The following is a 13,804-nucleotide window of genomic DNA, read 5'->3' as shown; positions in this document are numbered from 1 at the left end:
CTTTGTGTTTGCGAATTCGGAAAGCGATGAGGTTAATGTAGTGTATAAACGAAATGACGGTAATTACGGCTTGATTGAGCCGACTATATATTAGCTGAATTTAAAGAAACTTGATACTTAGGCATCAAGTTTCTTTTTTTTTGAACAATTTTAAAAAAAACAAGAGGATTATATGTATTTAGTGTAGAATTAAACTAAGTAGTCGCCAAATAAGACTTAAGGAATTAATTGAAAATATGCTGTAGCAGAGGTGGAATTATGACGGTATTGGGAATTGATACGGCCAATATAGAAAAAACGATAAACAGTTTGAATAATGTGATTTCATGTAAGGTTATAGTTGATGACGGAAAGATTTCAGAGGTGCATGTGTTGGCGGATGATTCGAGAAATCCCAAGCAAATATCAAGGGATGTACAGTCCGCTGTCATGGCTGGTTTTGATATGGAGTTGGATCATAAAAAGATATCTGTTGCTCAAGTAGATTTGCAACACGACTTGGTAAAGAATTCGCGCCCAAAAATCAAGAGGGTAGGTATCAGCTCCGAAGGAAACAAGATTGAAGTTGTTGTCGAGCTTTGGGACAGGGGAGATGTTTATGAAAGCAGGGCTTCCGGATACAATACGCAAAGAGTATTGCAGAGGCTTTTGGCTGAAGCAACCCTGGATTGCATAAACGACATTGTTAAGATGGAAAGCAGATTCGTGCTTGAGGGCATACGCAAGATTAGATTGGTTGAGGAAGATATTTATGTAGTGGGAATCAGTCAAATGGGACCGATGCAGGAAATATTTCTTTCGGGCACGTCGGTTGTGCAATCGGACGAAAAGAGGAGTGTGGTAAAAGCCGTACTCGATGCAATTAACAGAAAAGTTGGTAATTGCAATTAATTTGATAGTGACGAACCGGTGTAATTTATTATTTAAAGTTTCTTTTTACATAAGCGTAGCGATATAGCCTGTTCAAGTTAGCGGAGCATAACAGAGCATACTTGAAAAAGGAGGCTATACTGTGAAAAGATTAATGGTATTATTCATGTCACTGCTTTCACTCGTGTTGGCAGGCGGAGCTCATTGGGGCTGGAGATAACAACGAAGCAATTAACTAAGTAGTTAAATACCGGTTCGTTATTATATATGTAAAAATCAGAGATGCAAATATTGCAATGTAATCTATTTTATAAACAGCAGAATTAGTTGTAGGGAGAGTATAATGAAAGATATGAAACTTAATGCATACACAATCCTAGTCAGCTTTGTGGGTTTTGTAATATTGATTTTCAGCGCAATCCACATTATAGAAGCGGGTATATGGTTTGAATTGCTGTTTTTTGTATTTTTGGCGATTCTTACCGAGTCTATGCCTATAATTATAGACAAGTCTACATTCATATCTCTTGGGTTTGCTATTGGACTGGCTTCTATGTTGCTTTTCGACCCGCTTGTCGTGCCCATGGTAATAGCGATTGGGACCATACTAAGGATTGAAAAAATTGATGGAGTTAGCTACCATATTTTCAATACTTCATTTCAGAAGAGGTTTTTCAACGGATCGGCGTATGCTATAAGCGCCTTGCTTGCGAGCTACAGCTACGAATACGGCAATGCGGTTTTTCCCGGAATAACAATTGGAAGTTTTAGTGTTGTAGGTATTGTTCTTGCCATAGCAATATATATCTTCGCCAATACATTAATATACATGATTCTGTTTTCGTTAGTTGAGGATACTACTGTTCTCAATCTGTTGAAGCGGAACTTTTGGGTAGCTAAGAATTTTATTGCAATTGCTCCTCTTGGAGTTTTGATGGCAATATCCTATAAATATTACGGCGCATTTGCGCTTCTCATGTTCTATGGACCACTTCTTCTTGCAAGATATTCGTTTATCTTGTATCTCGAAATGAAAAATGTTTATCTCGAGACGATAAAGGCTTTATCGAATTCTGTAGACGCAAAGGACCAATATACCAACGGACATTCGCGACGCGTCGCTCATTATGCCATGGACATAGCGCATGAAATGAATCTTGCACCATGGCGGCTGGAGAATATAAAGATAGCGGCAACGCTGCATGACATAGGTAAGATAGGGATAAGGGACTACATATTGAACAAACCGGGAAAATTGACGGCAGATGAGCATGAATCCATTAAGACACATCCCAGGATAGGAGCAAACATACTCGATGAAGTAAGGTTCCTTAGGGAAGTATCTCAAATAATTTTGCATCATCACGAGAGATATGACGGAAAGGGATATCCGGATGGGCTTTCGGGAGATGAAATATCAATTGAGGATGCAATATTGTCCATAGCGGATACATTCGATGCAGTGACTACGGACCGCCCCTATAGAAAAGCGGCCGACAGCGAGAAGGCGATAGAGATTATTCTTGACGAAGCAGGGAAGCAATTTGTACCGAAGGTGGTTGAGGCATTCAGGAGTATTGTTGAAAATCCCAAGTCCAAGGAGAGGTTCTTGAATGTTGGGTGAATCGGTTGTTCTAGGACTTTTTGCAGCGACTGTTAAAAATGGGAACATGCGCTTTTTGAGATACATGAATGTGAGATATTTGTATTTGCCAATTGCGGCATTCCTGCTTGAATTTGCATGTGGAATAATTGTTAGTCGAAATCTTATGGGATTGCGTCTTTTTATGAATGAGTATTACCTGGTTATTCAAATAATGGTATATACAATGCTGGTGATATTTTGCTATTTCAATCTGCGTAAAAGGGTCTTTGCCTTGATAATCTTGGGGATAATGCTTAATTTTGCCGTAATCGCTTCCAACGACGGAATGATGCCGGTGGACACGAGCACGGCATTATCAGAAGGGTATGCCCTTGGGGTGGAGCAATTGGAGAATGGATTGATAGCGGGGCACACGCTGCTGGATGATGAAACTACCAATTTGGCAATGCTTGGGGATGTAATCAACATTTCTTCGCCATATCCTTTTCCTAAGACAATAAGCATAGGAGATATTGTGATCTCAGCAGGAGTTTTTTTATTTATTTACAGTACAAAAAAGGAGGAAAATAGGTGTTTGTTGAAAGTGTGATATTGGGAATAATAATAGGCATAGTTCAAAATGGCAGGATAACAAATATTGGAATAACCCGTATCCGCGGATGGTATATAATATTGCTTGCATTCTTTTTGGGAATATCTCCCATGTTTTCTGTAGACAGCCCATTCTTTGAAGACTTCGGATCGCATATATATTTCATTTCGCTGCTCATGATGTTTGGGGTTTTGCTTTGGAATTTAGACAAGAAGGGTTTCTGGATAATAGCCATAGGAGCCGGTCTTAACATTGTCACAATAATGATGAATCACTTCAAGATGCCTATTTATATGGAAGGCCTCAGAATAGCGGGTTTGGAAAACATGATAAATGGGATTGAATCAGGAGAAATAATAAACTATATTTCCATAGAGAGCCTGGATTCTTGGTCGCGCTTTTTAGGAAAGCTGATTGTACTGCCTAAGCCTTATCCGTTGGCAAAGCTAATCAGCGTAGGAGACCTCTTGATGTCGCTTGGAATCATATTCTATTTGAGAGGCGAAATGGTCAAGAAATACCGCTTTTCTACAAGCCGCATGGTTACACCGAGATACAAGGGTAAATGATGCCGGATTTCGTTTCTCGATTCAAGACTTAAATATATATTTTAGACCGCCCTTTGGGCGGTTTTTTGAATGAAACAACAAGAAGTGATATACTATTAAAAGTTATGGAAAGGAGATGGGCCTATTGGGACTCATGAACATGATTTTAGGAAGTATGAACGATAAAGAAGTAAAGAAAGTGATGAAAATAGTCGAGAAGGTGGAGGCTTTCGAACCGCAGATAAAATCCCTCGACGATGAAAGCCTAAAGGAAAAAACAAATGAATTCCGAAATAGAATAGAAAAAGGGGAAACTTTGGACGATTTACTTCCGGAGGCCTTTGCAGTTGTGAGAGAAGCGGCGGTCAGAACAGTTGGCATGCGCCATTTTCCGGTTCAGATTTTGGGCGGCATAGTGCTTCATCAAGGCCGAATTGCCGAGATGAAAACAGGAGAGGGCAAGACCCTAGCTGCTACGCTTGCTGCTTACCTTAACGCGATTGAGGGCAAGGGCGTGCATGTTGTAACGGTGAATGATTATTTGGCTTCAAGGGACAAGGAGTGGATGGGAAGAATCTACGAGTTCCTGGGACTTACGGTAGGGTGCTTGGTGCATGGGCTGGATGACAAAGAAAAAAACGAGGCATATTTATGCGACATAGTGTATGGCACCAACAATGAATTTGGATTCGACTACCTAAGGGACAACATGGTCATATATAAAGAGGGCATGGTCCAAAAGCAACTTAATTTTGCCATAGTCGATGAGGTGGACTCAATACTGGTAGATGAAGCCAGAACGCCTCTAATCATTTCCGGAGCGGGAAACAAAACGACGGAACTATACATGATTGCAGATAAATTTGTTACGAGCCTTAAAAACGAGCTGGACTACATCTTTGACGAAAAGGAAAGGAATGTAATCCTTACGGACGATGAAGGCATACCGAAGGCCGAGAAGTTTTTTAAGATTGAAAATCTTGCCGATCCCGAGAATATGGAGATTTCCCACCGAATTAACCAGGCATTAAGGGCATACACACTCATGAAAAAAGACAAGGATTATGTGATCAAGGACGGGGAAATTCTCATCGTCGACGAGTTCACGGGAAGGCTGATGCTCGGCAGACGATACTCAAACGGTTTGCATCAGGCAATAGAGGCCAAGGAAGGGCTGAAGGTCCGCAAGGAGTCGCAGACCCTTGCTACAATAACCCTTCAGAACTATTTTAGGATGTACAGCAAGCTTTCGGGAATGACAGGTACCGCAAAGACGGAAGAGGACGAGTTCAAGCAGATATACAACATGGATGTTGTAGTGGTTCCGACAAATATGCCCATACTAAGGGATGACATGCCGGATGCCGTATACAAGTCCATAGCTGGCAAGTTCAGGAATGCTGTTGAGGAGATAACGCTAAGGCACGAGACGGGTCAGCCCGTGCTGGTAGGCACAATTGCTATAGAGACATCGGAGTTTATAAGCTCAATGCTTAAAAAAAGAGGCATAAAGCACGAGGTTCTCAATGCAAAGCAGCATGAGAGGGAATCTGAAATAGTAGCCCAGGCGGGAAGATACGGTGCGGTTACTATTGCTACCAACATGGCCGGCCGTGGAACCGACATAGTGCTGGGCGGAAACGCAGAATTCATGGCAAAGAAGGAAATGAGAAAGCTTGGTTATGATGAGGAAATAATAAACAGAGTAACGGGCGTTATAGAATTTAGTGACGACGAATTCGTGGAAGCCAAGAAAATCTACGACAAGATCTTTTTAAAATACAAGTCGGAAGCCGACGTAGAGGGCGATAAAGTCAAGGCTGCGGGAGGGCTACACATACTGGGAACGGAGCGCCACGAGTCAAGGCGTATAGATAACCAGCTGAGAGGCCGGTCGGGCCGTCAGGGAGATGCTGGATCATCTCAATTTTTCATATCTCTTGAGGATGACCTTATGAGGCTCTTTGGAAGCGACAGGATTCAGGGCGTTGTGGACAAGCTGGGAATGAGCGACGACGACGCGATTGAGGCATCGATTCTTTCAAAGTCTATCGAGGGAGCCCAAAAGAAGGTAGAGGGAAGGAACTTTTCAATAAGGAAGCATGTTCTGCAGTACGATGATGTAATGAACAGGCAGAGGGAAATAATCTATTCCGAGCGTCGCAAGGTGCTTCAGGGAGAGGATTTGAAGGAATACATCTTCTCCATGATAGAGAAGCTCATTGACGATGTCATTGAGGTTATTGCCATGGGATCGGAATATCCCGAAGAGTGGGACATGGCGGGACTTTCTGAAAAACTTAAGGCTATATTCATGCCGGTTGAGGCCCTTGAATATAAGGACATAGAAAGCCTCGACAAAGAAACCTTGAGGGGCGATATTTTGCGCATGGCAACCGAGATGTACGACAAGAAGGAAGAGGAAATCGGGAAAGAGAAGATGCGCGATCTGGAGCGAGTAATACTTCTAAGGGTTGTCGACTCGAAATGGATTGACCACATAGACGCAATGGACCAGCTAAAGCAAGGCATAGGCCTTCGTGCAATAGGAAACGAGGATCCTGTTAGAGCATACCAAATGGAAGGCTTCGACATGTTCGACGAAATGATAAAGAACATCCAGGAGGACATGGTTAAATACATGTACCATGTAACTATAGAAACCAAGACCCAAAGGAAGCAGCTGACTACCATAGAGGATGAGAAGGGCAGCGACCTGGACTATAGACAGGGCATGAGGGTAGGCACGCCTGCTAACGCCCCCAGCGATGAAAAAGCAAAGCCGTTTGTATCGGGCAAGAAGGTTGGGAGAAACGATCCATGCCCCTGCGGAAGCGGAAAGAAGTACAAGAAATGTTGCGGAAAAGACAAGTGATTTTTAAACTAAAATATCTGACATTTTGGAGGTGTTAACCATGCTTATTATAGAAGCGAGCATGGCTGAGCTAAGGGAAATGGAAGAAATCTTCGACGATTTGAGGGTTTCCCTTTGACTTGGTCAGCCTGAAAGAGAGAGTAGCCGAGATTGACGAGTGCATGACCGCCCAGGACTTCTGGGACGACCATGAAAAAGCACAGGGAATAATGAGGGAATTTAAGGTGGTTAAGGACAAAATCGAATCCTTCGAAAGCCTCCATAATCAGTGGGAAGAGCTTACGCTTCTTGCGGAGATGGCGGTGGAGGAAGATGACGATTCTGTAGAAAAAGAAATTCAAAAGGGAATGCTTCAATTGACCAAATCCCTTGGAAAGCTAAGGCTAAAAACGCTTCTCAGCGATGAATACGACATAAATAACGCCATATTGTCAATCCATTCCGGAGCAGGGGGCCTTGACGCACAGGACTGGGCGGAAATACTCCTTAGGATGTTCACGCGTTGGGCTGAGAATCAGGGCTACGAAATTGAAACGCTTGACTATATACCGGATAAGGAAGGCGGAGTTAAGTCCGTTACCCTAAGAATCAAGGGCGATTACGCATACGGATACCTTAAATCCGAGAAGGGAGTACATCGCCTGATTAGGATGTCTCCATTCGATACCTCGGGCAAGAGGCACACATCATTCACCTCGGTGGATGTAATGCCGGAGCTCCCCGACGATGCTGCGATAGACATAAACCCTGTAGATCTTAAAATAGACACATTCAGATCCTCCGGGGCGGGTGGACAGCATGTAAACAAAACAGATTCCGCTATAAGAATAACCCATCTTCCCACGGGCATAGTTGTGCAGTGCCAGAACGAGAGATCCCAGCACCACAATAAGAACACAGCAATGCGAATGCTCATGGCAAAACTCATAGAGCTGCAGAAAAGCGAGCACAAGGAGAAAATCGAGGACATACAGGGAGACTATTCCCAGATAGCCTGGGGAAGCCAGATAAGAACCTACGTCTTCCATCCGTACACAATGGTTAAGGACCACAGAACCGGAGCCGAGGTTGGAAATATCGCTTCCGTTCTTGACGGAGATATAGACATCTTCATAAACACATATCTTCAGCAAAAAAAATAGACGCATACAGCGTCTTTTTTTTAATTGTGACCGCATATGTCCGGGATTGGTGCTTTATTTTATCTTGAGGTGAAACCAATACCGGAATCACGGGGGAATTATACCGGACTCATTGGAACCGTTGACCGGACACCATGGGGAAAATCAATCGGGATTACGAGATGCATAATTGTGTATTTGAGGTTTGTTTAAAATGTGCATTAATAAAGCTGGGAGATTATTGCAAATTGATTGTTTAAAAATAGGAATGGAGTATACTTAGGGTATCAAATCAAAAGGAGGTAGTTATCATGGGAGACAAAAGTCCGAAGAACAAAGAAAAGAAGAAGAAAAAGAAAGATGTTAAGAATAAGACTATAGCCCCAATATCTTCTTCTAAAGAAACTGTTAAAAAGCCAAAGTAATGTGGAATACAAGACGAATGTAAAGAAGGGCAACCGAATCAATAGCCGGTTGCTCTTCTTTTATGATAAAATAAAAGGTGTGACCATTTGAGGTTTGCGGCTTTGTTCGTGAATATAAATCAATAAAATTTAGGGGTGTGTAAAATGGAACAAATTATCAAGCAATTGGCAAAAGAACTTAAAATCAAGGTTTCTCAGGTTAGAAGCACGGTGAACCTGATTGACGAGGGAAATACTATTCCCTTCATCGCAAGGTACAGGAAGGAAGCGACCGGGAATCTTGACGATGTGGTCCTGAGGGATCTGGACGATCGGCTCACATATCTTAGGAGTCTTTACAAGAAGAAGGAAGAGGTTTTGCGCCTGATAGACGAGCAGGGTAAACTCACCGATGAGCTGAAAGCCAAAATAGAAGCGGCGCAGATACTCAACGAGGTGGATGACCTTTATAGGCCTTACCGCCAAAAGAGAAAAACGCGGGCTACAATAGCAATGGCAAAGGGACTTGAGCCGTTGGCCGATTTGATTATTGCCCAGGAAATGATTGAAGGCGATTTGGGCAAAGAGGCCGAAAAATATATCGACAGTGAAAAGGACGTCAAGACTGCGGAAGAGGCCTTGAAGGGTGCCATGGACATAATTGCCGAAAAAATTTCGGACGATGCGGACAACAGAAAGCAAATAAGAATATTGACTTTTGACAAGGGAATCCTTTCGACTGAGGCCGTGGACAAGGATCAAAAATCGGTCTACGAATTATACTACGATTACAGCGAGCCCCTCGTTAAGATGCCTCCCCACAGGATTTTGGCGATAAACCGCGCGGAGAAGGAAGAATTCATAAAGGTCAAGCTGGTGGCGCCGATTGACGAGGTGGTGCAAGGGCTCAAGGACAGAACGATTTCAAATAATGAAAGCATCTCGAAGCCATTGATAGAATCTGCCGTTGAGGACAGCTACAAGCGCCTTATAGCGCCGTCGATAGAGAGGGAAATCAGGAATGCGCTTACGGAGGCTGCCGAAGAGCAGGCCATAAAGGTTTTCGGGGAGAACCTCAAGAATCTGTTATTGGTGGCTCCGATAAAGGACATGGTTGTAATGGGCTTTGACCCGGCATACCGAACGGGCTGCAAGATTGCCGTGACCGACGGAACGGGCAAGCTTCTCGACTACACGACGGTCTACCCTACCAAGCCTCAGAACAAGGTTGAAGAGGCAAAGAAAATTCTTAAGGGAATGATTGAAAAGCATGGAATAAACATAATAGCCATCGGAAACGGAACAGGCTCAAGGGAATCGGAGATTATTGTTTCGGAGATGATTTCGGAGATGGACAGGAAGGTGTATTATACCATCGTAAATGAGGCGGGAGCATCCGTGTATTCGGCATCGAAGGTGGCAAATGAGGAATATCCCGACATCAACGTATCCATTCGGGGCGCCATTTCCATAGGAAGAAGGCTCCAGGATCCATTGGCGGAGCTTGTGAAGATAGACCCCAAATCGGTAGGGGTTGGTCAGTACCAGCACGATGTGAACCAGACCCGCCTTAGGGGCGTGCTTGACGGCGTGGTGGAGGATTCGGTCAACAAGGTTGGGGTGGATCTCAACACGGCCTCGTCGTCGCTTCTGCAGCATATAGCCGGACTCAGCAAATCGGTTGCAGGCAACATAGTGAAGGCAAGGGAGGAAAACGGACGATTCATGGAGCGAAGCGAGCTCCTTAAGGTTAAGAGGCTAGGGCCTTCGGCCTATGAGCAGGCTGCCGGATTCCTCAGGATTGCCGACGGGGAAAACGCTCTAGACAACACATCGGTCCATCCCGAGTCCTACGAAGATACCCTTAGGTTTATCGAAATAATGGGATATTCCATCGATGATGTTAAAAACAAGCGGCTTCATGATATTAACGATAAGATTTTGGCATACGAGATTCCAAAGGAAAAAGAGGCGCTCAAGATGCCTGAAAAGGGCACTACGCTTACAAGCTTCGATGCCCTTAAATCCTTCAAGTTCGAAAAACCGAAACAGATGACATCGAAGGATAGAAACAATCTGATTGACAAGCATCTGAAGAAGATTGCTGAGGATCTTGGAATGGGTTTCCCGACGCTTAAGGATATTGTTGAAGAACTCAAAAAACCGGGGCGAGACCCGAGGGACGAAATGGTTAAACCGCTTTTCAGAAGCGATGTAGTCAAGATAGAGGATCTTAAAGAGGACATGGTTTTTCCTGGAACGGTAAGAAACGTTACGGATTTCGGCGCTTTTGTGGATATTGGCCTCAAGAACGACGGATTGGTCCACATCTCGGAGCTTAGCGACAGGTTCATCAAGAAGGCCATGGATGTGGTTTCGGTCGGAGACGAGGTTCAGGTCAGGGTTATTTCGGTCGATTTGGATAGAAAAAGGGTGTCGCTTTCGATGAAAGGGTTCAAGAAATAGACGGGAGGCATATATGCTGATTATAAAGAATGCAATTGTCCATACTATGGCTCGTGGCGTTTTGGAGGATGCCCATGTTCTGGTGAGAGACGGAAAGATATCAGAGATAATCGTGCAGGATTCGGCCATAGACGATCGTAATGCCGATTTTGAGGGCATAGTGATCGATGCCCATAGGAAGCACCTCTATCCGGGATTTATCGACGCCCATTCGCATCTTGGGATGTGGGAGGATTCGATAGGATTTGAGGGCTCGGACGGAAACGAGAGCGTGGATCCTGTTACCCCGCACCTGAGGGCCATCGACGGAATTAATCCGATGGACAGAACCTTTGAGGAAGCGAGGGCGGGGGGCATTACCGCTACGGCCACCGGCCCGGGAAGCGCAAACGTCATTGGGGGGCAGTTCGCTGTGATAAAGACTTGGGGCGTCTGCATAGACGATATGATCCTCAAGGCTCCATGTGCAATGAAATGCGCGCTCGGAGAAAACCCCAAACGCACCTACAACGATAGGGAAGAGTCTCCGGTTACAAGGATGGCCACGGCGGCAATGATGAGGGAAAGCTTTATAAAGGCAAAGGATTATGTAGAGAAGAAGAAATTGGCTGAAACCGACGAGGATGCAGAGAAGCCGGATTTCGACTTCAAGATGGAGGCATTGGTCGAGGTTGTGGAAAAGAAGATTCCCATAAAGGTGCATGCCCATCGGGCGGACGACATCCTTACGGCCATCCGCATCGCCAAGGAGTTCGATTTGGATATGACCATCGAGCATTGTACGGAGGGCCATTTGATTGTCGAGCAGTTGAAACGGGAGAATTACGCTCCGATTGTAGGACCGAGCCTATCGGAAAGGTCTAAATTCGAGCTTAAGAATCTTACATTCAAAACCCCCGGAATTCTTTCCAATGCGGGGATAAAGATAGCCATAATGACCGATCATCCGGTAATCCCGATACAATATCTTCCCCTATGCGCTTCCCTTGCCGTAAAGGCGGGCATGGACAGGAAAGAGGCTATGAAGGCCATTACCATAAACGCGGCGGAGATAATCGGAGTTGGAGACAGGATTGGAAGCATAGAGGAGGGCAAGGATGCCGACCTCGTGCTTTGGGACAGGGATCCATTCGATGCCCATAGCGAGGTGCTTTGGACAATGATAGACGGCGAAATAGTTTATAAGAGATAGCGGGCAGCAGGCAGCAGGCAGCAAAAGAAAAAGATAAAAAGGACTAAAAAGGGACAGACATTTTTGTGTCCATTATGTAATAAAAGAAGACGGTTGGTCAGTTGGTCAGGAAGAACGAAAGATGGAATAGCAAGAGAAAAAATAACACAAGAAGACAGTTGGAAAGTTGACAGTTGGACAGGAAGAACGAAAGAAGGAAAAGTAAAGATGCTTAAAAATTTTGTGGTGCTTACCGGGTTTTGTATCCCTGTACTTTGTTTTTAAATCTTTTTCTTCCTACTTCCTACTTCCTACTTCCTACTTACTACTTTCCACTTAATTAACGGGGTGACATTTTGGAGATGTTTGTATCGAATAATTTGGAAGAAACCGAAGAGCTGGGCAAGCGCCTCGGTGCATTGCTTGAGCCGGGCGACATGGTCTGCATGAACGGAGACCTTGGAGCGGGGAAGACTTTTTTTACAAAGTCAATGGCGCTTGGAATGGGCGTAACTGACGATGTTACCAGTCCTACCTATACAATAATCAATGAATATGACGGACCCCCGAAGGTCTACCATTTCGATGTGTATAGGATTATGGACATAGAGGAAATGTGCGACATAGGATACGAGGAATACTTTTTCGGTGACGGGATATGTCTTGTGGAATGGGCCGACCGGGTAAGGGAACTCATTCCGGACGGTCATCTATGGATTGAGATTACAAGGCTTGATGAAAACAGCAGGAGATTCTCATTTTCGGCATCGGGAAAGCGCCACGAAGAGATATTAAAGGGGTTGTTTGCATGAACATATTGGCTTTTGAAACATCGGGCAGAGCGGCATCGGTTGCCGTCATGAAGGACAAGAGGATAATCGGAGAGATGACGGTAAGCACCAAGCTCAACCATAGCGAAAAGCTGATGCCCATGATTGACGAGTTGCTTGAAAAGACCGAGATATCAATCAAGGATATAGATGCGTTGGCTGTTGGAGTAGGGCCGGGTTCGTTCACGGGTATAAGAATTGGCGTATCAACTGCCAAGGGATTGGCGCTGGCGCTAGACATACCTATAGCGGCAGTGTCAAGCCTTAGGGCGCTTGCATACAACGGGATATATTCGGACATGCTTGTTTGCCCGATAATAGATGCCAGAAGAAACCAGGTGTACAGCGGGGTATTCCGTTGGGAGGCAGCAGAGCTTGTAGAAGTGCTGAATGAAGATGTCTATAATTTCAAGGAATTACTTTTTGTTCTAAAGAACCGGAATTGCCCCATCTTATTTTTAGGGGAAGACGCTTACAAGTTCAAGGAGCAGATGAAAGAAGTTTTAGGAGAAAACGGTATATTGGCTATGCCACAGGCCAACTTTCCAAGGGCGGCAGCTGTTGCAGGCATGGCAATAAAAAAGATAGATGAAAAAGATTTGGAGAATGCGTTCACACTTATGCCGGTTTATTTGAGGAAGGCTGAGGCCGAGAGGCAGTACGAGGAACGAATGAAGAAGAAATGAGGGAATATGGAGATTAAAATTCGTGAAATGGCAATTGAGGATATTGACGATATACTTGTTATAGAGCATGAATCTTTTTCGGTGCCGTGGCCCCGGGAAGCGTTTGAGTCTGAGGTTTTAAGGAACGCTATTTCTGTATATATAGTGGCTGAAACTGAAGGTGAAATCATTGGCTATGGGGGAATGTGGCTCATTCTTGACGAGGCTCATATAACAAATGTTGCGGTTAAGGAATCGTTAAGGGGAAATGGTGTCGGGGAGAGGCTCGCGCAGTTTCTTATTGATGAGGCGTCTAAAAGCGGAGCGATTAGCATGACTCTTGAAGTGAGAAAGGGAAATGCCGCTGCAATAAGTTTGTACGAAAAGATGGAATTTGTTGTGGAAGGAATAAGACCCGGCTACTATCAGGACAACAAAGAGGATGCACTTATTATGTGGAAGAGAGGGGGAAAGTAGAAAGTAGAAAGTAGAAAGTAGAAAGTAGAAAGTAGAAAGTAGAAAGTAGAAAGTAGAAAGTAGAAAGTAGAAAGTAGAAAGTGGAAAGTAGAAAGTAGAAAGTAGAAAGTAGAAAGTAGAAAGTAGAAAGTAGAAAGTAGAAAGTAGAAAGTAGAAAGTAGAAAGTAGAAAGTAGAAAG

General features: G+C 44.3%; 12 protein-coding genes. All 12 read left to right on the top strand.

Annotated elements, in window-relative coordinates; translation table 11 throughout:
• Positions 1 to 94: sigma 54 modulation/S30EA ribosomal C-terminal domain-containing protein (locus JJE29_07245; protein MBK5252410.1), on the top strand; the 94-nt coding region annotated here is incomplete at its 5' end.
• Positions 95 to 258: 164 nt separating this feature from the next.
• Positions 259 to 891 (top strand): hypothetical protein, encoded by a 633-nt coding sequence (locus JJE29_07240; protein ID MBK5252409.1) that lies wholly within the window; start codon positions 259 to 261, stop codon positions 889 to 891.
• 322 nt (positions 892 to 1,213) lie between these two features.
• Positions 1,214 to 2,494, top strand: a complete 1,281-nt coding sequence (locus JJE29_07235) for an HD-GYP domain-containing protein (GenBank protein MBK5252408.1) — start codon at positions 1,214 to 1,216, stop codon at positions 2,492 to 2,494.
• Positions 2,484 to 3,065 (top strand): DUF5317 domain-containing protein, encoded by a 582-nt coding sequence (locus JJE29_07230; GenBank protein MBK5252407.1) that lies wholly within the window; start codon positions 2,484 to 2,486, stop codon positions 3,063 to 3,065. Before JJE29_07235 ends, JJE29_07230 begins: the two co-directional genes overlap by 11 nt.
• Complete coding sequence (locus JJE29_07225) at positions 3,047 to 3,637, top strand: DUF5317 domain-containing protein (protein MBK5252406.1); 591 nt, start codon at positions 3,047 to 3,049, stop codon at positions 3,635 to 3,637. Before JJE29_07230 ends, JJE29_07225 begins: the two co-directional genes overlap by 19 nt.
• A 115-nt stretch (positions 3,638 to 3,752) precedes the next feature.
• Entirely contained in the window at positions 3,753 to 6,491 is a 2,739-nt protein-coding gene (gene secA / locus JJE29_07220) for a preprotein translocase subunit SecA (protein MBK5252405.1), read from the top strand.
• 40 nt (positions 6,492 to 6,531) lie between these two features.
• Positions 6,532 to 7,633, top strand: a protein-coding gene (gene prfB / locus JJE29_07215) for a peptide chain release factor 2 (protein ID MBK5252404.1) whose coding sequence is annotated in 2 segments (ribosomal slippage) — positions 6,532 to 6,606 and positions 6,608 to 7,633 — 1,101 coding nt in all. Because the reading frame shifts where the segments join, the coding sequence is not laid out codon by codon here.
• 548 nt (positions 7,634 to 8,181) lie between these two features.
• Positions 8,182 to 10,482, top strand: a complete 2,301-nt coding sequence (locus JJE29_07210) for an RNA-binding transcriptional accessory protein (GenBank protein ID MBK5252403.1) — start codon at positions 8,182 to 8,184, stop codon at positions 10,480 to 10,482.
• 13 nt (positions 10,483 to 10,495) lie between these two features.
• The gene (locus JJE29_07205; GenBank protein ID MBK5252402.1) at positions 10,496 to 11,674 is read left to right on the top strand and encodes an amidohydrolase; all 1,179 of its coding nucleotides are present in this window, start codon (positions 10,496 to 10,498) and stop codon (positions 11,672 to 11,674) included.
• Positions 11,675 to 12,015: 341 nt separating this feature from the next.
• Positions 12,016 to 12,465, top strand: a complete 450-nt coding sequence (gene tsaE / locus JJE29_07200) for a tRNA (adenosine(37)-N6)-threonylcarbamoyltransferase complex ATPase subunit type 1 TsaE (protein ID MBK5252401.1) — start codon at positions 12,016 to 12,018, stop codon at positions 12,463 to 12,465.
• Positions 12,462 to 13,169, top strand: coding sequence for a tRNA (adenosine(37)-N6)-threonylcarbamoyltransferase complex dimerization subunit type 1 TsaB (gene tsaB, locus JJE29_07195; GenBank protein MBK5252400.1), 708 nt, complete (start codon positions 12,462 to 12,464; stop codon positions 13,167 to 13,169). Before tsaE ends, tsaB begins: the two co-directional genes overlap by 4 nt.
• A gap of 6 nt (positions 13,170 to 13,175) precedes the next feature.
• On the top strand, positions 13,176 to 13,625 hold the full coding sequence (rimI, locus tag JJE29_07190; GenBank protein MBK5252399.1) for a ribosomal protein S18-alanine N-acetyltransferase: 450 nt from the start codon (positions 13,176 to 13,178) through the stop codon (positions 13,623 to 13,625).
• Positions 13,626 to 13,804 lie beyond the last annotated feature (179 nt).

Source organism: Peptostreptococcaceae bacterium (assembly GCA_016649995.1).
Classification (GTDB): Bacteria; Bacillota; Clostridia; order Peptostreptococcales; family BM714; genus BM714.
The sequence above is the reverse complement of the archived record's forward strand: the minus strand, read 5'-3'. Positions and strand labels throughout refer to the sequence as shown.

What these genes read in the sequence shown, in the direction of transcription:
- secA (MBK5252405.1), top strand. Translation starts at nt 3,753, where the DNA reads ATGGGCCTATTGGGACTCATGAACATGATTTTAGGAAGTATGAACGAT.
- JJE29_07235 (MBK5252408.1), top strand. Translation starts at nt 1,214, where the DNA reads ATGAAAGATATGAAACTTAATGCATACACAATCCTAGTCAGCTTTGTG.
- tsaB (MBK5252400.1), top strand. Translation starts at nt 12,462, where the DNA reads ATGAACATATTGGCTTTTGAAACATCGGGCAGAGCGGCATCGGTTGCC.
- JJE29_07240 (MBK5252409.1), top strand. Translation starts at nt 259, where the DNA reads ATGACGGTATTGGGAATTGATACGGCCAATATAGAAAAAACGATAAAC.
- JJE29_07230 (MBK5252407.1), top strand. Translation starts at nt 2,484, where the DNA reads ATGTTGGGTGAATCGGTTGTTCTAGGACTTTTTGCAGCGACTGTTAAA.
- JJE29_07205 (MBK5252402.1), top strand. Translation starts at nt 10,496, where the DNA reads ATGCTGATTATAAAGAATGCAATTGTCCATACTATGGCTCGTGGCGTT.
- rimI (MBK5252399.1), top strand. Translation starts at nt 13,176, where the DNA reads ATGGAGATTAAAATTCGTGAAATGGCAATTGAGGATATTGACGATATA.
- JJE29_07210 (MBK5252403.1), top strand. Translation starts at nt 8,182, where the DNA reads ATGGAACAAATTATCAAGCAATTGGCAAAAGAACTTAAAATCAAGGTT.
- tsaE (MBK5252401.1), top strand. Translation starts at nt 12,016, where the DNA reads ATGTTTGTATCGAATAATTTGGAAGAAACCGAAGAGCTGGGCAAGCGC.